Source organism: Pseudomonas sp. FSL R10-2964, from assembly GCF_009600035.1.
Taxonomy (GTDB): domain Bacteria; phylum Pseudomonadota; class Gammaproteobacteria; order Pseudomonadales; family Pseudomonadaceae; genus Aquipseudomonas; species Aquipseudomonas bubulae.
Map to the genome: position 1 here is coordinate 64,914 of NZ_WIWH01000008.1, position 23,329 is coordinate 88,242.

The following is a 23,329-nucleotide window of genomic DNA, read 5'->3' on the forward strand; positions in this document are numbered from 1 at the left end:
CCGCAGCGGGTTGGCATTTACCGTGTTCTCCAAAGGGGAGTTCACGCATCATGGCTAATAAAGGCGTTGTTTCCGAAGCATTCGCTCGAAATTCCCGAGGCTGACTGCACTTTGTGAACTGGCCGTGAATATCGGCGTAAAAGGCGAGTTTGCACTCTGCTTTCCAGGCTCGCTTCAGGCCTCATGTCACCTGCGCTTGTTACAACTCCAGGTCTTGCGTATCCAGCAAAAGCCCCGTAGGACGGCCTCGCGTCCTGATCAAGAGCGTTGGTCAGGGCCGGTTGTTCACCGTTAATCCTCTGTCCAGGCCGCTTTTGGCGGCGTTCGCGACTATAGCAGCAATGATTAAGTGCTTCAATTCCATAAAAAATTGTTATCATTCACGGCATGACGACGACTACCCCCCCGACCCCCAGCGTCCAGCTGCTTGAGGTCTCGCCGGAATATGCCGGCCAACGCATCGACAACTTCCTTCTTGCTCGGCTCAAGGGTGTTCCCAAGACCTTGATTTACCGCATTTTGCGTAAAGGCGAAGTGCGTGTGAACAAGGGCCGGATCAAGCCCGAGTACAAGCTGCAGGCCGGCGATATCGTGCGCGTGCCGCCGGTTCGCGTGCCTGAGCGCGACGAGCCGGTGCCTGTGGCCCAGGGTTTGTTGCTGCGCCTTGAAGCGGCCATTGTCTATGAAGACAAGGCCCTGATTATATTGAACAAGCCAGCAGGCATCGCCGTGCACGGCGGCAGCGGCCTGACCTTTGGCGTGATTGAAGCCTTTCGTCAGATGCGCCCAGACGTCAAGGAGCTGGAGCTGGTGCATCGCCTGGACCGTGACACGTCCGGCCTGCTGATGATCGCCAAAAAGCGCAGCATGTTGCGTCATTTGCACGAGGCCCTGCGCGGCGACGGTATCGACAAGCGTTATATGGCTCTGGTGCGTGGCAACTGGGCGGCGTCCATCAAGCAGGTGCGTGCGCCGCTGATGAAGAGCAACTTGCGTTCGGGTGAGCGCATGGTTGAAGTCAACGAAGACGAAGGCAAAGAGTCGGTCACTGTGTTCAAGGTGCTGCGCCGCTTTGGTGATTTTGCAACCATGGTCGAAGCGCGACCGATTACCGGGCGTACTCACCAGATCCGTGTGCATACCCTGCATGCCGGGCATTGCATTGCCGGCGACAGCAAGTACGGTGATGAGGGGTTCTCCAAGGAAATCCGCGACCTGGGCGGCAAGCGCCTGTTTCTGCATGCCTACATGCTGACCGTGCCGATGCCCGATGGGACTGAAATGAAATTCCAGGCCCCGGTCGATGAAATGTGGGCCAAAACCGTGGAGCGTCTGAGTGCCCCTTACTGAGTACAAGCTGCTCATTTTTGACTGGGATGGCACGCTGGCTGATTCCATTGGTCGGATTGTCACGGCGATGCAGGGTGCGGCGCAACGTGCGGGGCGTCCGGTACGTGATGCGCAGGCGGTCAAGGGGATTATCGGTCTGGGGTTGCCTGAGGCGATCCTGACCCTTTACCCCGACATGCCCCCGGAGCAGGTGATTGCCTTCCGCCAGCACTATGCCGATATTTATATCGCCATGGATGCCGAGCCTTCGCCGTTGTTTGCGGGAGTCCGGGAATCGCTGGAAGCATTCCGTGCCCAGGGCTATCGTCTGGCGGTGGCCACGGGCAAGGCCCGTCGTGGCCTTGATCGTGTGCTCAAGGCCCACGGCTGGGAGGATTTCTTCGATATCACCCGTGCTGCAGACGAGACCGCCAGCAAGCCTGATCCGTTGATGCTCAATCAGATCCTGGCTCATTGCGATGTGTGTCCGCAGCAGGCGTTGATGGTGGGTGATGCGTCCTTTGATTTGCTGATGGCGCGCAATGCGGGTATCGACTCGGTTGCGGTAGGCTATGGTGCTCAATCGATGGAGCGCTTGCTGACGTTCGAGCCCCGGTTGGCAATTGACAGTTTTCCCGAGTTGCGTGCCTGGCTTGATCGCCAGGCTAATTAAGATCTTTGCTGGGGTAGTGCATGGTCGATCAATGGAAGGCGCCCTCTGCGGCTGAAAACACTGTCGGTGGTGACAAAAGCTGGCAGTTGCTGGAAAAAACCCTGTTGGCGGGCATTCAGGAGCAGCGCCGCTCGCGGCGCTGGGGCATTTTCTTCAAGGTGTTGATGTTCTGCTACCTGATTGCGGTGTTGTTGCTGTTTACCCCGTTGGTGAGTATGGAGCGCAGCGCTGTCGGCGGTTCCAGCTACACCGCGCTGATCGATGTGCGTGGTCCGATTGCCGATAAGGAGCCGGCCAGTGCCGACAATCTGGTCACCAGCCTGCAGGCTGCGTTTGACGATCCGCGGGTCAAGGGGGTGGTGCTGCGCATCAACAGCCCGGGCGGCAGTCCTGTGCAGTCGGGTTATGTCTACGATGAAATCCGTCGCCTGCGTGGGCTGCATCCCGATACCAAGGTGTATGCGGTGATTTCCGATCTGGGGGCATCCGGGGCTTATTACATTGCCAGTGCTGCTGATGAGATCTACGCCGACAAGGCCAGTCTCGTCGGGTCGATTGGCGTGACGGCGGCAGGCTTCGGTTTCGTCGGTGCGATGGACAAGCTGGGTATTCAGCGTCGTGCTTACACGTCGGGCGACCACAAGGCGTTCCTGGATCCGTTTGAGCCGGAAAAGCCGGATGAGACCAAGTTCTGGCAGGGTGTGTTGAATGTGACGCACCAGCAGTTCATTGACAGCGTCAAGCAGGGGCGTGGCGATCGCCTGAAAGACAAGGAGCACCCGGAGCTGTTCTCGGGCCTGGTCTGGACGGGGCAGCAGGCGCTGCCGCTGGGGTTGATTGACGGGCTGGGCAATACCAGTTCGGTTGCCCGTGACGTGATCGGCGCCAAGGAGCTGGTGGACTTCACGGTGCAGGAATCGGCTTTCGACCGCTTCTCGAAAAAGCTCGGTGCCAGCGTGGCTGAGCAATTGGCCATGTGGATGGGCTTTCAGGGGCCGACGCTGCGCTGATTGTTGAGTGCTTCAAACAAGCCGGCCTGAAAGAGGGCCGGTTTTTTTATGGCTGGCAAAAAGTTTAGAGGCTCTATGTCGCGTAGCAGCTGCCGAACGCAGCCTTCGTTCCTCGGCAGCTGCTACAGATTGCCCGGCTTATTCATGGCAGGTGTATGCCCTCGGCAAGCAGCATGTCCACCAGTCGGATCAGTGGCAGGCCGACCAGGCTGGTGGCGTCATCGCCTTCGGTGCGCTGAAACAGGCTCACGCCAAGCCCTTCGGCTTTAAAGCTGCCTGCGCAGTCGTAGGGCTGCTCGGCGCGCAGATAACGCTCGATCTGCTCTGCGCTCAGGCTGCGCATGTGTACGGTAAACGGCACGCAATCGGTCTGATAATGGCCGGTCTGGCTGTTGAGCAGGGTCAGGCCGGTCAGGAAGCTGACGCTGGCACCGCTTGCCGTGGTCAATTGCTGGTGCGCTTTTTCGTAAGTGTGGGGTTTGCCGATGATCCGTCCGTCGAGTACGGCAACCTGGTCCGAGCCGATAATCAGATGATTCGGATGGCTGGCAGCCAGCGCGCGGGCTTTTTCCAGTGACAGGCGCTTGACCAGTTCGATGGCGGTCTCGCCTTGATGATGGCCTTCGTCGATATCCGGCGAGCTGCACGTGAAGGGCAGACGCAGGCGAGACAATAAATCGCGGCGATAAACCGAGCTTGAAGCGAGTAATAAAGGTAGCATGCGCGACTCCTGTAGGCAGTTGACGATTCTAATGCTCGTACGCAATGTCGCACAGACACAATTTCCTTTGACACGTGAAGGGGTCCTCCCTAGAATGCTGCGCCTATGTTGAATGACCCGATTCCACCTCACGTTGACCCGCGCAAATTGGCTGATCGTGGCACTACCCTTCAAGGTGAAGTGTTGCTGGCTGATTTGGAGAGACTCTGCGATCCGCTTTCCGACGATGTCGGTACGGTCCAGGCTAAATTTGTTTTTGAGCGCGACGAACGTAGATCTGTGGTAATACACAGCTCCATCGACGTCGAGGTCAAGATGGTTTGCCAGCGTTGTCTTGAGCTGGTCACCCTGCCGATCCACAGCGAATGCAGTTACGCCGTGGTGAAAGAGGGTGCGAATACCCAGTCGTTACCGAAAGGTTATGACGTGCTGGAACTGGGCGAAGATCCATTGGATCTGCATGCACTGATCGAGGAGGAGCTTTTGCTCGCCTTGCCCATTGTGCCTGCTCATCATCCGGAAGAATGCCAGCAGCCGGCGGGTCTCGATGAGCCCGAACCAGGCGAGGACGAGGTAACGCGGTCCAACCCGTTCAGTGTATTGGCGCAGTTAAAGCGTGACCCAAACGTTTAGGAGTTAATCAATTATGGCTGTTCAGCAGAACAAAAAATCCCGCTCTGCCCGTGACATGCGTCGTTCGCACGATGCTCTTTCGGCTAGCACTCTGTCTGTAGAAAAAACCACCGGTGAAATTCACCTGCGTCACCACGTATCGCCAGAAGGCGTATACCGTGGTCGTAAAGTGATCGACAAGGGCGCTGACGAGTAATCACTTGTCCGCTCAGGTCATCGCGATCGACGCAATGGGCGGGGACTTCGGTCCCCGCAGCATTGTTCAGGCCTGTATTGCCTGCCTGTCTGCTACTCCCTCGCTGCATCTGACCCTCGTTGGTCAACCTTCCCTACTTGAATCCCTGATCGCTGGCCATTCGGCTGTGGATCGCTCGCGCCTGTCTATTGTCCCGGCTTCAGAAGTCATTGCCATGAATGAGCGGCCTTCCCATGCCCTGCGCAGCAAGCCGGACTCGTCCATGCGCGTTGCTCTGGAGTTGCTCCGTGATGGCAAGGTGCAAGCTTGTGTCAGTTCCGGTAACACGGGGGCGCTGATGGCCTTGTCCCGGCATGTGCTCAAGACCTTGCCGGGCATCGACCGTCCAGCGATGGTGGCGGCAGTTCCGACCCAGACCGGCTACTGTCAGTTGCTGGATCTGGGGGCGAATGTCGATTGCACGGCCAGTCAGTTGTTCCAGTTTGCGGTGATGGGCTCGGTGGCGGCGCAGGCGCTTGGTGTGCCTCGTCCGCGGGTCGCCTTGCTCAATATCGGTACCGAGGACGTCAAGGGCAATCAGCAGGTCAAGGAGGCGGCGGCATTGTTGCAGGCGGCGCCGGGGTTGCATTACATCGGTTTTGTCGAAGGCGACGGGGTGTATCGGGGCGAAGCTGATGTGGTGGTGTGTGACGGGTTTGTCGGCAACATCATGCTCAAGTCCAGCGAAGGCCTGGCAACGATGATTTCGAGCCGGCTTGAGGCGGTGTTCAGGCGCAACCTGTTCAGTCGCTTCGTGGGCGTGCTGGCATTGCCGTTGATGCGGCGCTTGCAGGCGGATCTGGCGCCGGCGCGGCATAATGGTGCGAGCTTTCTCGGCTTGCAGGGCATTGTGGTCAAGAGTCACGGTTCGGCAGGTGCTCAGGGCTTTCAAAGTGCAATTGAACGTGCGCTGATTGAAATCCATGAAGACCTGCCAAAGCGTTTGTATGGGCGCCTTGAAGGGTTGTTGCCGTAGGCGTTTTAGCGGTCGGGCGCTTAAATGTGACCGCCCGGTCCAATCAGCCATCCAACTGTCAGTTTCTTGCGTCCGCCACGGCAGGACGTCAATTCTCCGACGACAAGATCATTAGGGGCTTGTTACATGTCTACATCCCTCGCATTCGTCTTTCCAGGGCAGGGTTCGCAGTCCCTCGGCATGTTGGCCGAGCTGGGCGCGGCACATCCGCTGGTCCTGGAAACATTTAAAGAAGCGTCTGACGCCCTGGGTTACGACCTGTGGGCGCTGACTCAGGAAGGTCCTGCCGAGAAGCTGAACCAGACTGATATCACCCAGCCTGCCATTCTTGCGGCCTCGATTGCCCTTTGGCGTCTGTGGTTGGCTGAAGGCGGCAAGCGTCCTGACTTCGTTGCCGGCCACAGCCTGGGCGAGTACAGCGCGCTGGTGGCCGCCGAATGCCTGACCCTGGCCGAGGCGGTCAAGCTGGTCGAGCGTCGTGGTCAGTTGATGCAAGAGGCCGTACCGGCCGGGCAGGGCGCCATGGCGGCGATCCTGGGTCTGGAAGATGCCGATGTACTGGCTGCCTGTGCTGAAGCTGCGCAAGGCGAAGTGGTCAGCGCGGTCAACTTCAACTCGCCGGGTCAGGTCGTGATTGCCGGGGCCAAGGCCGCTGTCGAGCGCGCCATGGAACTGTGCAAGGCCAAGGGCGCCAAGCGTGCCTTGCCGTTGCCGGTAAGCGTACCGTCGCACTGCGAACTGATGCGTCCAGCTGCCGAGCGTTTTGCCGAGTCCATTGAAGCGATCGACTGGAAAATGCCGGCCATTGCCCTGGTGCAGAATGTCAGCGCCGCGGTGGCAGCCGATTTGCCAACCCTCAAGCGCGATTTGCTTGAGCAGCTGTACAAGCCTGTGCGCTGGGTTGAATCGGTTCAGGCCCTGGCGGCCAATGGTCCGGTTGACCTGGTCGAATGCGGTCCGGGCAAGGTCCTGGTGGGCATCAGCAAGCGCTGTGCCGAAGGCGTTACCACTCACAATTTGAATACCCCGGATGCCTTCGCCGCTGCGCGCTTGGCTCTGGTCTGAATCAGGAGAAGCCTGCATGAGCTTGCAAGGTAAAGTTGCACTGGTAACAGGCGCAAGCCGTGGCATTGGCCAGGCTATCGCGTTGGAGTTGGGTCGTCAGGGCGCCATTGTAATTGGTACGGCGACTTCCGCTTCCGGTGCCGAGCGCATCGCTGCCACCCTGAAAGAAAACGGTGTTCAGGGCACTGGCATGGAACTCAACGTGACCAGCAATGAATCGGTTGCTGCGGTACTGGCGAGCATTCAGGAGCAGTTCGGCGCGCCGGCGATCCTGGTCAATAATGCCGGTATCACCCGTGATAACCTGATGATGCGCATGAAAGATGACGAATGGCATGATGTCATCGACACCAACCTGAACAGTCTGTATCGCCTGTCCAAAGGTGTTTTGCGCGGCATGACCAAGGCCCGTTGGGGACGAATTATCAATATTGGCTCTGTTGTGGGTGCCATGGGCAACGCTGGCCAAGTAAACTACGCCGCCGCCAAGGCAGGCCTTGAAGGTTTCGGTCGTGCTCTGGCACGTGAAGTGGGCTCTCGCTCGATCACTGTCAACTCGGTCGCTCCAGGTTTTATCGACACCGATATGACCCGTGAGCTGCCAGAAGCACAGCGCGAAGCCTTGCAGACGCAGATTCCGCTGGGCCGTCTGGGCCAGGCTCAAGAGATCGCAAACGTGGTCGCTTTCCTGGCATCCGACGGTGCAGCCTACGTGACCGGGGCTACAATTCCGGTCAACGGCGGGATGTACATGAGTTAAATGTGACGGATTGCTTCAAAAAAATGTCATACGAGCTGTCTAAAATCCGTTATAAAGCTGCAATCTTTTTATAGGTGGCCGGTTGTTGCGGGGTGAGTGCAAAGCTTTCAGTTGAAAAACCGAAAAGGCTTTCGATACACTTGCCCACTGGCCAGCTGCCTGAATTTGTCCATTAGGAGTGAAAACAAGGTATGAGCACCATCGAAGAGCGCGTCAAGAAAATCGTTGCCGAGCAACTGGGCGTTAAAGAAGAAGAAGTGACCAATGCCGCTTCCTTCGTTGAAGACCTGGGTGCCGACTCCCTTGACACCGTTGAGCTTGTGATGGCTCTGGAAGAGGAATTCGAGACTGAGATTCCTGACGAAGAAGCTGAAAAGATCACTACTGTACAAGCAGCAATCGACTACGTTACTAGCCACCAGGCGTAATAGTTTGTAATCGTTGCTCGCTGTCATGGAAAAACCGCACTGCCGCTCTGGCGTGCGGTTTTTTCTTTAGGTGTGATGCAAAGTGTCGTCAATAGAATAAAGGAGAGTGCTGTGTCGCGTAGACGCGTCGTAGTCACCGGTATGGGGATGTTGTCGCCACTGGGTGCGGATGTTCCGAGCACCTGGCAAGGCATTCTGGCAGGCCGTAGTGGCATTGGTCTGATCGAACACACGGATCTTTCTGCCTATTCCACCCGTTTTGGCGGCTCGGTACAGGGCTTTAACGTTGAGGACTACCTCTCCGTCAAAGAAGCCCGAAAACTTGACCTGTTTATTCAATACGGTCTGGCAGCCGGGTTTCAGGCTGTGCGCAATTCCGGCCTGGAAGTTACCGACGCCAATCGTGAGCGCATCGGTGTGGCAATGGGGTCGGGTATTGGCGGTCTGACCAATATCGAAGAAACCAGCCGTACCCTGCACGAGCAAGGCCCGCGACGGATTTCTCCGTTTTTTGTGCCGGGCTCGATCATCAACATGATTTCCGGCTTTCTGTCTATCCACCTGGGTACACAGGGGCCTAACTACGCCATCGCCACAGCCTGTACCACCGGTACGCACTGTATTGGCATGGCGGCGCGCAACATTGCCTACGGCGAAGCCGATGTGATGATTGCAGGTGGCGCAGAAATGGCTGCTTGCGGTCTGGGCATGGGCGGCTTTGGTGCTTCCCGTGCGCTGTCGACCCGCAACGACGACCCGACCCGGGCCAGCCGTCCGTGGGACAAAGGCCGTGACGGTTTTGTGCTGTCCGACGGTGCCGGCGCGCTGGTGCTCGAAGAGCTCGAGCATGCCAAGGCGCGTGGCGCGACCATCTACGCCGAGCTGATCGGTTTTGGTATGAGCGGTGACGCTTTCCACATGACCTCGCCTCCGGCTGACGGTGCGGGTGCGGCACGCTGCATCACCAATGCCTTGCGTGATGCCCGGGTCAACCCTGATCAGGTGCAGTACATCAACGCCCACGGCACCTCGACGCCTGCCGGTGACCTGGCAGAAGTTTCGGCGATCAAGTCGGTGTTCGGCGATCACGCCTACAACCTGGCCGTGAGTTCGACCAAGTCCATGACCGGTCACCTGTTGGGTGCCGCCGGTGCAGTCGAGGCGATCTTCAGCGTACTGGCCATCAACAGCCAGATTGCACCGCCGACCATCAACCTCGACGAGCCTGATGAAGGCTGCGACCTGGATTTCGTGCCGCACACGCCGCGCGAAATGCCGATCGATGTGGTGCTGTCCAACTCGTTCGGTTTTGGTGGCACCAACGGCTCGCTGGTGTTCCGCCGGTACGCCGAGTAATGCAAAGCTGGGTCGACGGTCAACCGGCGAGCGCCCTGGCGTCGCTCAAAGACCGTGGGCTGGCCTATGGCGATGGACTGTTCGAGACCATCGCCGTCAAGGCTGGCACGCCGTTGCTGCTGGAGCTGCACCTGCAGCGCCTGGCGCAAGGGTGTTCCCGGCTGGCGATTGTTGCGGATCAAGCACTGATCCGCAGCGAATTGCTGGCTTACGCCCACGCGATGGGCGAGGGCGTCCTCAAGCTCATCCTGACCCGCGGCGACAGCCAGCGCGGTTATGGTATATCCCCCGGGGCCATGCCTCGAAGAATTCTGCAAGCCAGCCCGGCGGCTGCCTGGCCTGAAGCCAATGCGCTGCACGGTATCACCCTGTTCGACTGTGCCACCCGTCTGGCCGAGCAACCGCTATTGGCCGGGCTCAAACACCTCAATCGACTCGAACAGGTCATTGCGCGCTCCGAATGGCAAGACCCGGCCTGTGCCGAGGGCTTGATGCGCGATACCTCGGGGCGGGTGATTGAAGGTGTGTTCAGCAATCTGTTTATTGTGCGTGACGGCGTTTTGCTGACTGCCGACCTGCGCCGCTGCGGTGTGGCTGGCGTGATGCGGGCTGCACTGCTGGCCGAGGCCGGGCGCCTGGGCATCCCTTGCCATGTTACCGATATCAGCCTTGCGCAGTTGCAACAGGCCGATGAACTCTTTCTCTGCAACAGCGTATATGGCATTTGGCCGGTGCGCGCTTTTGCAGACCTTAGCTGGCCGGTGGGGCCGCTGACCCGTAAACTGCAAGGTATTGCTCGCACCTTACTGGATGTCTGATTCGTGAAACGTAAAATCTTGGTGCTGCTGGAGACAGGTCTGGTGCTGGCGGGCTTGCTGCTGGGCGTCAGTGCCTGGAAGCTCAACTCGGCGCTCGACCAGCCGCTGAACCTGACGCAAGAGCAATTGCTCGATGTCCCGGCCGGCGCCACGCCGACCGGCACCTTCAATCGACTGGAAGCTGACGGTAACCTGCAAGACGCATTCTGGCTGCGTCTTTACTGGCGCTTTAACCTTGAAGGCCAGCCTTTGCACAGCGGCGAATATCGCATGACTCCGGGCATGACCGCCCAGGAGTTGATCGGTGTGTGGCAGCGTGGTGAGGTGGTGCAATACAGCCTGACCCTGGTTGAAGGCTGGAACTTTCGCCAGGTGCGTAGCGCCCTGGCCAAACACGAAAAAATCGAACAGACCCTCGACGGCCTGAGCGACAGCGAAGTCATGGCCAAACTCGGGCACGAAGGGGTATTCCCGGAAGGGCGGTTTTTCCCTGATACCTACCGTTTTGTGCGTGGCATGACCGATGCCCAGTTGCTGGAAAAGGCCTACGACCGTCTGGATAAAGTGCTGGCCCAGGAATGGGAACAGCGTGACCCGGGCGTACCCTATACAACGCCATACCAGGCGCTGATCATGGCTTCCCTGGTGGAAAAAGAAACCGGTGTGCCACAAGAGCGTGGGCAAATTGCCGGAGTATTTGTGCGTCGGATGAAAATCGGCATGCCACTGCAAACCGATCCTACGGTGATCTACGGTCTGGGTGAGCGATACAACGGCAAACTGACCCGCGCCCATTTGCGCGAGCCTACGCCGTACAACACCTACACCATTCCCGGTCTGCCGCCGACACCGATTGCCATGGTCGGGCGTGAGGCCATTTATGCCGCACTGCACCCGGCGGATGGCACCAGCCTGTACTTTGTGGCCAAGGGCGATGGCAGCCACACGTTTTCCGATGACCTGGATGCGCACAACTCTGCTGTGCGTGAATTCCAGATCAAACGTCGGGCCGATTATCGTTCGAGCCCTGCGCCGGCCCCCGCTGCTGAACCGGCAAGCGCCCCGGTCGAGCCGCAAAGTCCGAAAGACACTGATTAAGGATTGCCGCCTGTGACTGGCTTGTTTATTACCCTGGAAGGCCCCGAAGGCGCGGGCAAAAGTACCAATCGCGAGTACCTGGCAGAGCGTTTGCGCGCCGCAGGCATCGACGTGGTGCTGACCCGCGAACCCGGCGGCACGCCGCTGGCTGAGCGCATCCGCGAGCTGCTGCTTACGCCCAGCGACGACGCCATGTGTGCCGACACCGAGCTGCTGCTGGTATTCGCCGCCCGCGCCCAGCATCTGGCCGAAGTGATTCGTCCGGCACTGGCCCGTGGCGCGGTGGTGCTGTGTGATCGCTTTACCGATGCTACCTATGCCTATCAGGGCGGCGGCCGGGGCTTGTCCCATGAGCGCATCGCCACCCTGGAGACCTTTGTTCAGGGGGCTCTGCGCCCGGATCTGACCCTGGTGTTCGATCTGCCCATCGAAGTCGGCATGGCCCGTGCCAGTGCCCGCGGTCGCCTCGACCGCTTTGAGCAGGAAGGCCGCACCTTCTTTGACGCCGTGCGCAGTACCTACCTTGAACGTGCCAGGCTTGAGCCCGGGCGCTACCGCCTGATCGATGCCGCACAAACCCTGGAGCAGGTGCAGGGCCAGCTCGACGCCCTGTTGCCGCAATTGCTGGGCATGCACCGTGGCTGAGGCTTATCCGTGGCAAGACGGTCTGTGGCAGCAGATGGCCGGGCGCGCGCAGCACGCTCATGCCTACCTGCTGCACGGCCCGGCGGGCATCGGCAAGCGGGCGCTGGCCGAGCGGCTGATGGCCAGCCTGCTGTGCAAGCAGCCGGTCGGGCTTGAGGCTTGCGGTACGTGCAAGTCCTGTTCGTTGCTGGCGGCGGGCAGTCACCCCGACAACTACATTCTTGAGCCTGAAGAGGCTGACAAGGCGATCAAGGTAGACCAGGTGCGTGATCTGGTCAGTTTTGTGGTGCAGACCGCCCAGTTGGGCGGGCGCAAGGTGGTGCTGGTCGAGCCGGTGGAGGCGATGAACATCAACGCCGCCAACGCCTTGCTCAAAAGCCTTGAAGAACCCTCGGGCAACACTGTCTTGCTGTTGGTCAGTCATCAGTCCAGCCGGTTGCTGCCGACCATTCGCAGCCGCTGTGTGCAGCAGGCCTGCCCGTTGCCAAGTGAAGCGCTGAGCCTTGAATGGCTGGCCCATGCGCTGCCCGATATCCCTGAGGCCGAGCGGGTCGAATTACTGACTCTGGCAGCCGGTTCCCCCCTGGTGGCCGTCAAGCTGCAGGCCCAGGGTGTGCGCGAGCAGCGTGCGGCGGTGGTTGAGGGGGTTAAAAAACTGCTCAAGCGCGAGTTGTCGGCCAGTCAGTTGGCTGAAAGCTGGAAAGCCATCCCGCTGCTGTTGCTCTTTGACTGGTTTTGCGACTGGTCGAACCTGATCCTGCGCTATCAACTGACTCAGGACGAAGCCGGTCTCGGGCTGGAGGACATGCGCAAAGTGCTGCAGTACCTGGCGCAGAAGACTGCGCAGGACAAAGTCCTGACTATTCAGGACTGGATTCTTGCCCAGCGCCAGAAGGTCTTGAGCAAGGCCAACCTCAACCGTGATCTGTTGCTTGAAGCGTTGCTGGTGCAGTGGGCAGGCCTGCCCGGCCAGCGCTGATCTGACTGAATTGATAAACAGGTAATTTTTTGTATGCTGGTTGACTCCCATTGCCATCTCGATCGTCTTGATCTGAGCGCCCATGACGGCTCGCTGGATGCCGCCCTTGAGGCTGCGCGCCAACGTGGTGTCGGGCATTTTCTATGCATTGGCGTAAGCGCCGACAACGCGGCCGATGTCAAAGCCCTGACTGAGCGCTATGCCGATGTGGACTGCTCGGTGGGCGTCCACCCGCTGGACGTACAACCCGGTGCCGCACCGGCGCTTGACTGGCTGTTGGGCGAGTTGAATCACCCACGGGTGGTGGCCATTGGTGAAACTGGCCTGGACTACCACTACGAGCCTGAAGCAGCCGATTTGCAGCAACTGTCGTTCAGGGTTCACCTGGAGGCGGCACAACAGACCGGCAAGCCGGTGGTGATCCACACCCGCGGTGCCCGCGCCGATACCCTGGACATGTTGCGTGAGGCAGCGTTGCCGCAGGCCGGTGTGCTGCATTGCTTTACCGAAGACTGGGACATGGCCAGGGCGGCGCTGGACATGGGTTACTACATCTCGCTGTCGGGGATTGTGACTTTTCGCAATGCTGATGCCCTGCGCGATGTGGCCCGTCAGGTGCCTGCCGACCGGCTGCTGGTGGAGACCGACTCGCCTTACCTCGCCCCGATCCCCCATCGTGGCAAGCCAAACCTGCCGCAATACGTGCGTGAAGTGGCTGAGTTTTTGGCGATGTTGCGCGGTGAGTCCTACGAACGCTTTGCAGAGCAAACCACCGAAAACTTCAAGCGCCTGTTCCCGCTGGCACGGGTCAGATGATTGCGTGGATTTGAGGGGGCGGGCTTGCTCGCGATGGGATCGCTGCGGTGTGTCTGCTAAACCGAGTTGCCTGTGTCGCGAGCAAGCCCGTTCCTACAGGTTTGGCGTTTAACTGAACAGCAGGCAAAAAAAACCCGGGCTCTGGGGAATCCGGGTTAAGACCATTAGGAGTAAAACAAAGGCACACATTCCATTGCGGCCAATATCGGCGCAGCACTTTGGGGGGGATGTCACGCCGACATGATAAGTATTGGTCAGCTTTGTCGAACGTCCAGCCGCAGCTGATCGTTTTTTAAACAGATTTGGAATACCCCAGCTTCGCTTGAGTGCTCATCTAATCGTGGGTAAATCGTTTGAACCCATCGATATGCAGGATGATCCGTGCAATTTAGCGTGACTAATGCATAATACTCCGCTTCGATTTTGACCCGAACAGACCTTTTCTTATGCACAAAGAACCCCGTAAGGTCCGTGAGTTTCGTCGCCGTGAGCAAGAAATTCTCGATACCGCGCTCAAGCTGTTCCTCGACCTGGGTGAAGACAGTGTCACCGTCGAGATGATCGCTGATGCCGTGGGTATCGGCAAAGGCACGATCTACAAGCACTTCAAGTCCAAGGCCGAAATCTACCTGCGCCTGATGCTCGATTACGAGCGCGATTTGAACGAGCTGCTGCATTCCGCCGATGTGGATAAAGACAAGGAGGCGCTGTCCCGTGCCTACTTTGAGTTCCGCATGCGCGACCCGCAGCGCTACCGATTGTTTGATCGCCTTGAAGAGAAGGTGGTCAAGGGCAATCAGGTGCCTGAACTGGTCGAAGAGCTGCACAAGATCCGCGCTTCCAACTTTGAGCGCCTGACCCTGCTGATCAAGGGCCGCATCAGCGAAGGCAAGCTCGAAGACGTGCCGCCTTACTTCCATTATTGCGCGGCCTGGGCCCTGGTGCATGGTGCGGTGGCGCTGTATCACTCGCCGTTCTGGAGCAATGTGCTGGAAGATCAGGAGGGCTTTTTCCAGTTCCTGATGGACATCGGCGTGCGCATGGGCAACAAGCGCAAGCGTGACACCGACACCCCGGCAGTCGAGTAACCACAGCCTGTATTTGCCTTCATGGCTTATGGCCTTGAGGCTTATACTCAGGCTTGGGTCTTGCCAAAACCTGATTTATGAGTCAGGTTTTGCAGCGACCCATTTCCCCCGCGCCGGAGTCATTCATGATCGTTGATCGCCAAGGCAGACGTTTTCGCAATTTGCGGATCAGCCTGACTTCAGCCTGCAACTATGCCTGCACTTACTGTGTGCCCAACGGTAAACGGCTGGTGGCGGCACAGGATGAGCTGTCGGCCGAAGCCATGGTGCGCGGCGTGGCCTATCTGATCGAAGCTGCAGGCATCGAGCGCTTGCGCATCACCGGCGGTGAGCCGCTGATCAGCCCCAAGCTCGACACCTTTATGCGTGAAGTCGGCCGGCTCGGCCTGGGTGATATCAGCCTGACTACAAATGGCCAATTGCTTGCGCGCAAACTGCCGTTGCTGCTGGACGCGGGCATCGCTCGCATCAACGTCTCCCTCGATACCCTTGACCCAGAAGCATTCCGCCGCATTGCCCGGGGCGGAGACCTGGCAACGGTGCTCGATGGCATGCAACAGGCGCGTGAGGCCGGGATCAAAATCAAGGTCAATATGGTGCCGCTGCGCGGGCAGAACCTGGATCAGGTCATGCCGCTGCTGGAGTACTGCCTTGAGCGTGGTTACGAGCTGCGTTTTATCGAGCTTATGCGCATGGGGCACCTGGCCAGTGATGGCAATGCTTTCCTGCAGCAGTTCGTCAGCTTGCAGCAGTTGTTGGCGCTGATTGGCGAGCATCATGAATACCTGCAGGCTGATGCGCCCATCGACGCCACGGCGGTGCGTTACCAGATTCCCGGGCACGGGTATTTCGGCGTGATTGCCAACGAAAGCGTGCCGTTTTGCCGGACCTGCTCGCGGTTGCGGTTGTCGTCCACGGGGTGGCTGCATGGTTGCCTGTCATCGAGCAATCGCCACTATGTGGGTGATCTGCTGAACAAGCCGCGCCACGAGGCATTGCCAGCGCTGCAAGGTTTATTGATGAAAGCCCTGGGCGACAAACAGGACGTGGCTTTCTCGGGCGGCGCTACGGTGATGAAAATCATCGGCGGCTAACAATCTGAGTGGGAGCGGGCTTGCCTGCGATGCTGGCAACCCGGTCTTGCTGATACACCGAGTTGATGCCATCGCGGGCAAGCCCGCTCCCACAGGGGAGGAGGGTGTTGGCGCGTAATCTGCATCTCGGGGCTATTCGCCGGTTTTTTGTCATCGGCTTTCGGGAGAGCGGGATGCGTGGTCTGATTGTGTTGCTGGCTTTTTTGGCGCTGGGCGGCTGCATGAGCGTCAGTGATCTGGGCGAGGGCGCGCGCTATCAAATGAGCGACGCCGGTTTGCTCGATCACAGCAATACACGTCGCAGCAATTCGCTGCGCATTCAGCCTGATTCCTTTATTTATATCGCCCAGGGGCCTTTTGCACCGATCGGCGATCCGTATGTGCGGCCCAATATCGTTGCCGAAGAAGCTTTCAACGGTTTTGTCGAATACTTCCCCATGGTGCGCCGGGCCAAGGAGCCGGTGGGGCTCGATCAGGCCATGACCGAAGCGCGTAATTTTGGCGCCCACTACCTGTTGTACACCCGCTTTGCCCGGGCCGATGACCGCATCGGCAACAGCGACGAATGGCTCGATCAGGAAGAAATCAGCCGCCTGGGCATCGACAGTGGGGTGATCCAGCTGATGTTGATCGAAACCAGCACTCAGTACCTGATCGACACCGCCACCATTCGCAGCCGTGGCGGTTTGCTGACGTTCCATGACAACAAGCCCGCCGACCTGATTGGCCCGCCGCTCGCCAAGTACGCCCGCAGCTTGATAGGCTTGAGCGATCAATAAGTCGAGGAGAGCACCATGAGCGAGCCGGTAGACGTCAGCAATTTGCTGGCGCAAATCCCCAGGGCCGACAAGGGGCTGCCGCCCGTTCATTTGTGGGATACCGCCTTTTGCGGGGACATCGATATGCGTATCGCCCGTGATGGCACCTGGTATTACATGGGTACGCCGATCGGTCGCAAGCCAATGGTCAAATTGTTCTCGACCATCATTCGTCGCGATGGTGATGAATATTTTCTGATCACACCGGTCGAAAAGGTCGGCATCAAAGTGGATGACGCGCCTTTTGTAGCGGTCGCTCTGGACGTGGAAGGGGTGGGGGAGCAGCAAGTGCTGCGCTTTACCACCAATGTCGATGAGTCGGTCAGCGCTGGCAGCGAGCACCCGCTGCGCTTCGTCATTAACCCCGAGACCCAGGAGCCTGCGCCTTACCTGCATGTACGGCGTAACCTTGAAGCGCTGATCCACCGCAATGTGTTCTATCAGTTGATAGAACTGGCGGTGGTTGCTGAAATCGATGGGCAAAACTGGCTGGGCGTGTGGAGCGCTGGCGAGTTTTTCCCGATAGGGCTTGAGCCCTAGGCCCAGTGATTGTGGGAGCGGGAAACCCGCTCCCACAAAGACGCATTTAGGCTTTCAGCGTTTTCATATCGATCACAAAGCGGTATTTCACATCGCCTTTCACCACGCGCTCAAAGGCTTCGTTGATGTTTTTGATGTCGAGCATTTCGATATCGCAGGTAATCCCGTGCTCGGCGCTGAAATCGAGCATTTCCTGGGTTTCGGCAATGCCGCCGATCAGCGAGCCGGCCAGTACGCGCCGCTTGAACACCAGGTTGAAGGCGTTCAGTGCCGGCTCAACCGGCTCGATCAGGCCCACCAGAATGTGTACGCCGTCAAAGGTCAGGGTTTCGAGGTACGGGTTCAGGTCGTGCGGCACCGGAATGGTGTCCAGCAGGAAGTCGAAGTGCCCGGCAGCGGCTTTCATCTGCTCGGCATCGGTGGACACGATCACATGGTCGGCGCCCTGGCGACGCGCTTCTTCAGCCTTGGCTTCGGAGCGGGTGAACAGGGTCACTTCAGCGCCCAGAGCCTTGGCGAACTTGATGCCCATGTGGCCCAGGCCGCCCATACCCAGAATACCGACCTTGTCGCCCGCTTCCACGCCGTAATGAACCAGAGGCGAGTAGGTGGTGATGCCGGCGCACAGCAGGGGTGCGGCGCTGGCCGGGTCGAGATTTTTCGGAATGCTCAGTACGAAGTGTTCGCTGACAACCATCTTGTCCGAGTAACCGCCCATGGTCAGCGTGCCGTCGATGCGGTCCGGGCTGGCGTAGGTTTGGGTCATGCCTTCCAGGCAGTATTGCTCCAGGTCTTCCTTGCAGGCCGAGCAGGTGCGGCACGAATCAACCATGCAGCCCACGCCGACCAGATCGCCGACCTTGTGCTTGGTAACTTTGTCGCCAACGGCGGTGACCTTGCCGATGATTTCATGGCCCGGCATCAGCGGGTAAGTCGCGAAGCCCCAGTCATTGCGCGCCTGGTGGATGTCGGAGTGACAGACACCGCAATACAGCACTTCGATCGCGACGTCGTCCGGTCGCGGTGCGCGACGGTTGAACGGCATGGGCGCCAGTGGGGCCTTGGCATTCTGGGCGGCATAACCGATAGCGTTATAAGTAACAGTGGACATGAGAACCTCGCGAAACGTTGACTGTGAACAGGGCGCAATTTTGCGCTTACATGCCTTTCAGGACTATGACGATTCCTCCGCCTGTCATGCCTAATACTCCGGATTGACGGGGTGGCTGCCATTTTATTGACCAATTCTGCGAAGATGCGGCTGTCTATTCCTCCTGCGAACCTTTCTCCATGCTTTTGACCCGTCACCGTGACGAGAACGCCGCTCTGGTGTCTCTGATCGAACCGCTGGCGACACAAACCGGTTTTGTGTCGACCTTGTTGCCCGAAGTCCGGGTAGTTTCTGCCTGCCGGGTAGTAGCCCGAATGCCGCAGATTTATGAGCCTAGCCTAATGGTGATTGCTCAAGGCAGTAAGTTGGCCTATCTGGGCCAGCGCACCCTGGAATACGGTGCCGGACATTATCTGGTGCAGGCGCTGGCGGTGCCTTTTGAGTGTGAAACCTTCGCTTCGGAAGAAATGCCATTGCTGGGTGTTGCTATCAGCATCGACCGAGCGGTACTGGGCGAGTTGGTACTGGCCATGGGCCTGGCCCCTGACCGCAGTGCAGTTGCCCAAACTCCGGAGTCGATGACCTCGGCGGTGCTGGATGACGATATGCGCCAGGCGGTCGAGCGCCTGTTGCGTTGCCTGCACGACCCTCTGGAGTGCCGGATCATGGGGCAGGCGAGGTTGCGCGAGGTGCTGTTCGCGGCCTTGCGGGGGCCGCAGGCGGGTGTGTTGCGGGCTTTGGTTGAGCAGCAAGGGCAGTTTGCCCGGGTGGCGGCGTCATTGAGCTACTTGCATGAACACTTCGCACAGCCGCTGAATGTCGAGACATTGGCCCGTTGCGCGAATATGAGCGCGTCGACCTTTCATGAGCATTTCAAGCGCAGCACCTTGTTGTCGCCGGTGCAGTATCTCAAGCGGTTGCGGCTGTTGCGGGCGCAGCAGTTGCTATTGAGTGAGGGGCTGGGGGTGGCGCAGGTGGCGGAGCGGGTGGGCTATCAGAGTACGTCGCAGTTCAGTCGCGAGTACAAGCGCTACTTCGAACGCAGCCCCGGTCATGAAGGGGTGGGGTGCTAGTCAGTCGGTGTGACGGGCGCGGTGTGAGAGCGGGTTTGCTCGCGATGCGCACAGCGCAGTCTGTCAGGCAAACCTGGGCGATCCCATCGCGAGCAAGCCCGCTCCCACAAATCCGGGGGCAATAAAAAAGGCCCCCGAAGGAGCCTTTTTTAGACTTACATGTTCGGGTAAGTCGGCCCGCCGCCACCTTCCGGGGTTACCCAGGTGATGTTCTGTGATGGGTCCTTGATGTCACAGGTTTTGCAGTGCACGCAGTTTTGCGAGTTGATCTGGAAGCGCTTCTCGCCGCTTTCCTGGGTGATCACTTCGTACACACCCGCCGGGCAATAACGCTGAGCAGGCTCGTCGTAGAGCGGCAGGTTGACGCTGATCGGGATGCTCGCGTCGCGCAGCTTGAGGTGGCAAGGCTGCTCTTCTTCGTGGTTGGTGCTGGAGATGAATACCGAGCTGAGCTTGTCGAAGCTGAGTTTGCCGTCCGGCTTCGGGTAGTCGATCTTTTTGCAGTCCTTGGCCTGTTTGAGGCAGGCGTAGTCAGGCTTGGTGTCGTGCAGGGTGAACGGCAGTTTGCCGCCGAAGATGTTCTGATCAAGCCAGTTGAAACCACCGCCCACGATAGGGCCGAACTTGTGCAGTGCCGGACCGAAGTTGCGGCTGGCGAACAGTTCGTCGAACAGCCAGCTGGCCTTGAAGGCCTCAACGTAGGTGTTCAGTGCATCACCGCCTTCGGAGTCGGCGAGCAACGAGTCAGCCACGGCCTCAGCTGCGAGCATGCCGGACTTCATCGCGGTGTGGCTGCCTTTGATCTTGGAGAAGTTCAGGGTGCCCAGATCGCAACCGATCAATGCGCCGCCGTTGAAGATCATTTTCGGCAGCGAGTTCAGGCCGCCTTTGCAGATGGCGCGAGCGCCATAGCTGATACGTTTGCCGCCTTCCAGGTACTGCTTGAGCACCGGGTGATGCTTGAGGCGCTGGAATTCGTCGAATGGCGACAGGAAGGTGTTGCTGTAGGACAGATCAACGATCAGGCCAACTACTACCTGGTTGTTTTCCAGGTGATACAGGAAAGAACCGCCGGTGTTTTCGCTGCTGATAATGTCCAGCGGCCAGCCTGCAGTGTGCACCACCAGGCCTGGCTGGTGTTTGGCCGGGTCGATTTCCCAGATTTCTTTCAGGCCGATACCGTAGTGTTGGGCATCTGCGTCGCTGTCGAGCTTGAAGCGTTCGATCAGTTGCTTGCCCAGGTGACCGCGGCAGCCTTCGGCGAACAGGGTGTACTTGCCACGCAGTTCCATGCCCGGGGTGTACAGGCCTTCCTTGGGGTTGCCTTCGCGGTCAACGCCCAGGTCGCCGGTGATGATCCCGCGAACCACATTGTTTTCGTCGAATAGCACTTCTTGAGCAGCGAAGCCCGGGTAGATTTCTACACCCAGGTTTTCGGCCTGCTGTGCCAGCCAGCGGCACAGGTTGCCCAGGGAGATGATGTAGTTGCCTTCGTTGTGCATGGTTTTCGGCACAAACAGGTCTGGCACCTTGGTCGCGGTGCTGTCGCTGCGCAGTACATAAATATCGTCGCGGGTAACGGGAGTGTTGAGCGGAGCGCCGAGCTCTTTCCAGTCCGGGAACAACTCGTTCAGGGCGCGAGGTTCAAAGACCGCACCGGACAGGATATGAGCACCGACTTCGGAGCCTTTTTCAACCACGCAGACGCTGATTTCTTTACCGGCTTCGGCGGCCTTCTGCTTCAGGCGGCAGGCGGCGGACAAACCGGCAGGGCCGGCGCCGACGATGACCACGTCGAATTCCATGTATTCGCGTTCCACAGGTTCTCTCCTACTCAAGGCTCAACGGTATTTTTCTAATTGGAGGTTTGGCGTTTCATCCATTATTCCCTCGACGCAGGCCAAGGACGCAATGGATGAGGCGCCGCTCTCTCTATGAGGTCGGGCATTATATCTACACCACTGGCAGGGTCCAATACAAACGTTTGTTTGAATTCACTGCAACCCAGACAAATCAAAGACGCGCGGCTTAAAACTGGCCCATTTGCTGTATTGACCGCAAATGGTGTTCCGGTCAAGATACGGTCGGTTTTGCGCTCGCCGTAGGCTGATTGTCGGTTTCAAGAGCACCTCTAAAGACAGGGCACAGGCATGAGCCAGTGGGAGCCTGCCATTTTTGCAGCGGAGTTTACACGTCCTTTTGGTGGATGACTTGTTAGTCACATCGGACAGACGGTCGCAGGGGCAGTCGCTGGTACCCGTCTATTAATAAGGCAACGATCTTTGGAGGTGCCCTTGTGCTGACGAGCATCAACCGCCAGGTTCGCCTAGGCGACTTTCTTTTCACCGGAGAGTAACGAGGAATCCATGAAGGTTCTTGTAGCTGTCAAACGAGTGGTCGATTACAACGTTAAAGTGCGCGTCAAAGCGGACAACTCCGGCGTTGACCTCGCCAACGTCAAGATGTCGATGAACCCCTTCTGCGAAATCGCCGTGGAAGAAGCCGTACGCCTGAAAGAGAAAGGCGTTGCGACTGAAATCGTCGTCGTCTCCATCGGCCCGACCACCGCTCAGGAACAGCTGCGTACCGCGCTGGCGCTGGGTGCTGATCGCGCCATTCTGGTCGAGTCCGCCGAAGACCTGACCTCGCTGGCCGTGGCCAAGCTGCTCAAGGCCGTTGTCGACAAGGAACAGCCACAGCTGGTGATCCTGGGTAAACAAGCCATCGACAGCGACAACAACCAGACTGGCCAGATGCTGGCTGCGTTGACCGGTTTCGGTCAGGGCACGTTCGCGTCCAAGGTTGAAGTGGCAGGTGACAAGGTTGCCGTGACCCGTGAAGTAGACGGCGGCGCGCAAACTATTTCGCTGAAATTGCCGGCGATCATCACCACCGACCTGCGTTTGAACGAGCCGCGTTATGCGTCCCTGCCAAACATCATGAAAGCCAAGAAAAAGCCGCTTGAAGTACTGACGCCAGACGCGTTGGGTGTTTCGACTGCTTCGACCAACAAGACCCTGAAAGTGGAAGCCCCGGCTGCACGCAGCGCGGGTATCAAGGTCAAGTCGGTGGCTGAACTGGTCGAGAAACTGAAAAACGAAGCGAAGGTAATCTAATCATGACTATCTTGGTAATCGCAGAACACGACGGCAAGGCACTGGCTCCGGCCACGCTGAACACCGTTGCCGCTGCCGCCAAAATCGGTGGCGACATCCACGTTCTGGTTGCAGGCCAGGGCATTGGCGCTGTAGCCGAAGCAGCTGCGCAGATCGCTGGTGTGGCCAAAGTTCTGGTTGCTGATAACGCGGCCTACGCCCATCAGTTGCCTGAAAACGTTGCGCCATTGGTTGCAGAGCTGGGCGCTGGCTACAGCCATATCCTGGCTGCAGCTACTTCCAACGGCAAAAACATCCTGCCGCGCGTTGCTGCGCAACTGGACGTTGATCAGATCTCCGAGATCATTTCGGTGGTTAGCGCCGACACCTTCACTCGTCCGATTTACGCCGGTAACGCCATTGCCACCGTACAGTCCACTGCGCCGGTCAAAGTGATCACCGTACGCGCCACCGGTTTCGACCCGGTTGCTGCGCAAGGTGGTTCGGCAGCGGTTGAAGCGGTTGCAGCGGTTCACGATGCAGGCACTTCGTCGTTTGTTGGCGAAGAGCTGGCCAAGTCGGACCGTCCTGAGCTGACCGCAGCCAAGGTTGTGGTTTCTGGCGGCCGTGGCATGCAGAACGGTGACAACTTCAAGCTGCTGTACACCCTGGCTGACAAGTTGGGCGCTGCTGTTGGCGCATCCCGCGCCGCTGTGGACGCAGGCTTCGTACCCAACGACATGCAGGTTGGCCAGACCGGTAAAATCGTTGCGCCACAGCTGTACATTGCGGTCGGTATTTCCGGCGCGATCCAGCATCTGGCCGGGATGAAAGATTCCAAGGTGATCGTTGCGATCAACAAGGACGAAGAAGCACCGATCTTCCAGGTGGCCGATTACGGCCTGGTAGCGGACTTGTTCGAAGCTGTGCCTGAGCTGGAGAAACTGGTTTAATCCAGTTGCTTCACT

25 protein-coding genes are annotated in these 23,329 nt (G+C 58.7%); 22 read left to right on the forward strand and 3 right to left on the reverse strand.

Annotated features, from left to right (window positions below; genetic code table 11):
* Positions 1-387 precede the first annotated feature (387 nt).
* Genes rluC through GHN92_RS06450 form a run of 3 tightly spaced genes read left to right on the forward strand, consistent with a single transcriptional unit; the run spans position 388 to position 3,012 of the window.
* Positions 388-1,350, forward strand: a complete 963-nt coding sequence (rluC, locus tag GHN92_RS06440; RefSeq protein ID WP_095003150.1) for a 23S rRNA pseudouridine(955/2504/2580) synthase RluC — start codon at positions 388-390, stop codon at positions 1,348-1,350.
* Positions 1,337-2,002, forward strand: coding sequence for an HAD-IA family hydrolase (locus GHN92_RS06445; RefSeq protein ID WP_095003151.1), 666 nt, complete (start codon positions 1,337-1,339; stop codon positions 2,000-2,002). The genes rluC and GHN92_RS06445 overlap by 14 nt, the downstream gene beginning before the upstream one ends.
* Before the next feature lie 20 nt (positions 2,003-2,022).
* On the forward strand, positions 2,023-3,012 hold the full coding sequence (locus GHN92_RS06450) for a S49 family peptidase (protein ID WP_095003152.1): 990 nt from the start codon (positions 2,023-2,025) through the stop codon (positions 3,010-3,012).
* A gap of 142 nt (positions 3,013-3,154) precedes the next feature.
* On the opposite strand, the gene GHN92_RS06455 is transcribed toward GHN92_RS06450, so the two are convergent.
* The gene (locus GHN92_RS06455) at positions 3,155-3,733 is read right to left on the reverse strand and encodes a nucleoside triphosphate pyrophosphatase (protein ID WP_095019640.1); all 579 of its coding nucleotides are present in this window, start codon (positions 3,731-3,733) and stop codon (positions 3,155-3,157) included.
* Positions 3,734-3,838: 105 nt separating this feature from the next.
* On the opposite strand from GHN92_RS06455, the gene GHN92_RS06460 reads away from it, so the two are divergent.
* The 16 genes from GHN92_RS06460 (at position 3,839) to GHN92_RS06535 (ending at position 17,082) form a co-directional block, all read left to right on the forward strand.
* A complete protein-coding gene (locus tag GHN92_RS06460; protein WP_016779948.1) occupies positions 3,839-4,366 on the forward strand; it encodes a YceD family protein in 528 nt (175 codons plus the stop codon).
* Between the two features lie 13 nt (positions 4,367-4,379).
* Entirely contained in the window at positions 4,380-4,562 is a 183-nt protein-coding gene (gene rpmF / locus GHN92_RS06465) for a 50S ribosomal protein L32 (RefSeq protein ID WP_003442519.1), read from the forward strand.
* A gap of 4 nt (positions 4,563-4,566) precedes the next feature.
* The gene (gene plsX, locus GHN92_RS06470; RefSeq protein ID WP_095003155.1) at positions 4,567-5,577 is read left to right on the forward strand and encodes a phosphate acyltransferase PlsX; all 1,011 of its coding nucleotides are present in this window, start codon (positions 4,567-4,569) and stop codon (positions 5,575-5,577) included.
* A gap of 126 nt (positions 5,578-5,703) precedes the next feature.
* Positions 5,704-6,642 (forward strand): ACP S-malonyltransferase, encoded by a 939-nt coding sequence (gene fabD, locus GHN92_RS06475; protein ID WP_095003156.1) that lies wholly within the window; start codon positions 5,704-5,706, stop codon positions 6,640-6,642.
* 16 nt (positions 6,643-6,658) lie between these two features.
* Positions 6,659-7,402: a 3-oxoacyl-ACP reductase FabG gene (gene fabG / locus GHN92_RS06480; RefSeq protein ID WP_016779951.1), complete on the forward strand. Its 744-nt coding sequence runs from the start codon at positions 6,659-6,661 to the stop codon at positions 7,400-7,402.
* 191 nt (positions 7,403-7,593) lie between these two features.
* Positions 7,594-7,830, forward strand: coding sequence for an acyl carrier protein (acpP, locus tag GHN92_RS06485; protein WP_016779952.1), 237 nt, complete (start codon positions 7,594-7,596; stop codon positions 7,828-7,830).
* A 111-nt stretch (positions 7,831-7,941) separates the two neighbouring features.
* Positions 7,942-9,186, forward strand: a complete 1,245-nt coding sequence (gene fabF, locus GHN92_RS06490; RefSeq protein ID WP_029611296.1) for a beta-ketoacyl-ACP synthase II — start codon at positions 7,942-7,944, stop codon at positions 9,184-9,186.
* A complete protein-coding gene (gene pabC / locus GHN92_RS06495) occupies positions 9,186-10,004 on the forward strand; it encodes an aminodeoxychorismate lyase (protein WP_095024455.1) in 819 nt (272 codons plus the stop codon). The genes fabF and pabC overlap by 1 nt, the downstream gene beginning before the upstream one ends.
* Positions 10,005-10,007: 3 nt before the next feature.
* Positions 10,008-11,102: an endolytic transglycosylase MltG gene (gene mltG / locus GHN92_RS06500; RefSeq protein ID WP_178102606.1), complete on the forward strand. Its 1,095-nt coding sequence runs from the start codon at positions 10,008-10,010 to the stop codon at positions 11,100-11,102.
* A 12-nt stretch (positions 11,103-11,114) separates the two neighbouring features.
* A complete protein-coding gene (tmk, locus tag GHN92_RS06505) occupies positions 11,115-11,747 on the forward strand; it encodes a dTMP kinase (RefSeq protein WP_095024457.1) in 633 nt (210 codons plus the stop codon).
* A complete protein-coding gene (locus GHN92_RS06510; RefSeq protein ID WP_095025751.1) occupies positions 11,740-12,726 on the forward strand; it encodes a DNA polymerase III subunit delta' in 987 nt (328 codons plus the stop codon). The genes tmk and GHN92_RS06510 overlap by 8 nt, the downstream gene beginning before the upstream one ends.
* Before the next feature lie 33 nt (positions 12,727-12,759).
* On the forward strand, positions 12,760-13,542 hold the full coding sequence (locus GHN92_RS06515; RefSeq protein ID WP_095039428.1) for a TatD family hydrolase: 783 nt from the start codon (positions 12,760-12,762) through the stop codon (positions 13,540-13,542).
* Positions 13,543-13,988: 446 nt separating this feature from the next.
* Positions 13,989-14,630, forward strand: coding sequence for a TetR/AcrR family transcriptional regulator (locus GHN92_RS06520; protein WP_019827947.1), 642 nt, complete (start codon positions 13,989-13,991; stop codon positions 14,628-14,630).
* A gap of 125 nt (positions 14,631-14,755) precedes the next feature.
* Positions 14,756-15,724 (forward strand): GTP 3',8-cyclase MoaA, encoded by a 969-nt coding sequence (locus GHN92_RS06525; RefSeq protein ID WP_095024459.1) that lies wholly within the window; start codon positions 14,756-14,758, stop codon positions 15,722-15,724.
* 173 nt (positions 15,725-15,897) lie between these two features.
* Positions 15,898-16,503 (forward strand): DUF4823 domain-containing protein, encoded by a 606-nt coding sequence (locus GHN92_RS06530; RefSeq protein ID WP_095003163.1) that lies wholly within the window; start codon positions 15,898-15,900, stop codon positions 16,501-16,503.
* Between the two features lie 15 nt (positions 16,504-16,518).
* Positions 16,519-17,082, forward strand: coding sequence for a DUF1285 domain-containing protein (locus tag GHN92_RS06535; protein WP_095019648.1), 564 nt, complete (start codon positions 16,519-16,521; stop codon positions 17,080-17,082).
* A 46-nt stretch (positions 17,083-17,128) separates the two neighbouring features.
* Here the strand turns inward: GHN92_RS06535 and GHN92_RS06540 are convergent, their stop codons facing one another.
* The gene (locus GHN92_RS06540) at positions 17,129-18,193 is read right to left on the reverse strand and encodes an NAD(P)-dependent alcohol dehydrogenase (RefSeq protein ID WP_133144881.1); all 1,065 of its coding nucleotides are present in this window, start codon (positions 18,191-18,193) and stop codon (positions 17,129-17,131) included.
* A gap of 179 nt (positions 18,194-18,372) precedes the next feature.
* On the opposite strand from GHN92_RS06540, the gene GHN92_RS06545 reads away from it, so the two are divergent.
* Positions 18,373-19,266 (forward strand): AraC family transcriptional regulator, encoded by an 894-nt coding sequence (locus GHN92_RS06545; RefSeq protein WP_095003166.1) that lies wholly within the window; start codon positions 18,373-18,375, stop codon positions 19,264-19,266.
* Positions 19,267-19,421: 155 nt separating this feature from the next.
* Here GHN92_RS06545 and GHN92_RS06550 read toward each other — a convergent pair whose 3' ends face one another.
* The gene (locus GHN92_RS06550) at positions 19,422-21,086 is read right to left on the reverse strand and encodes an electron transfer flavoprotein-ubiquinone oxidoreductase (protein ID WP_095019830.1); all 1,665 of its coding nucleotides are present in this window, start codon (positions 21,084-21,086) and stop codon (positions 19,422-19,424) included.
* A gap of 546 nt (positions 21,087-21,632) precedes the next feature.
* Between GHN92_RS06550 and GHN92_RS06555 the strand changes: the two genes are divergently transcribed.
* Both GHN92_RS06555 and GHN92_RS06560 read left to right on the forward strand, forming a co-directional pair.
* A complete protein-coding gene (locus GHN92_RS06555; RefSeq protein WP_133144883.1) occupies positions 21,633-22,382 on the forward strand; it encodes an electron transfer flavoprotein subunit beta/FixA family protein in 750 nt (249 codons plus the stop codon).
* A gap of 2 nt (positions 22,383-22,384) precedes the next feature.
* Complete coding sequence (locus tag GHN92_RS06560; protein WP_016779965.1) at positions 22,385-23,314, forward strand: electron transfer flavoprotein subunit alpha/FixB family protein; 930 nt, start codon at positions 22,385-22,387, stop codon at positions 23,312-23,314.
* The last annotated feature ends 15 nt before the right edge of the window (positions 23,315-23,329 follow it).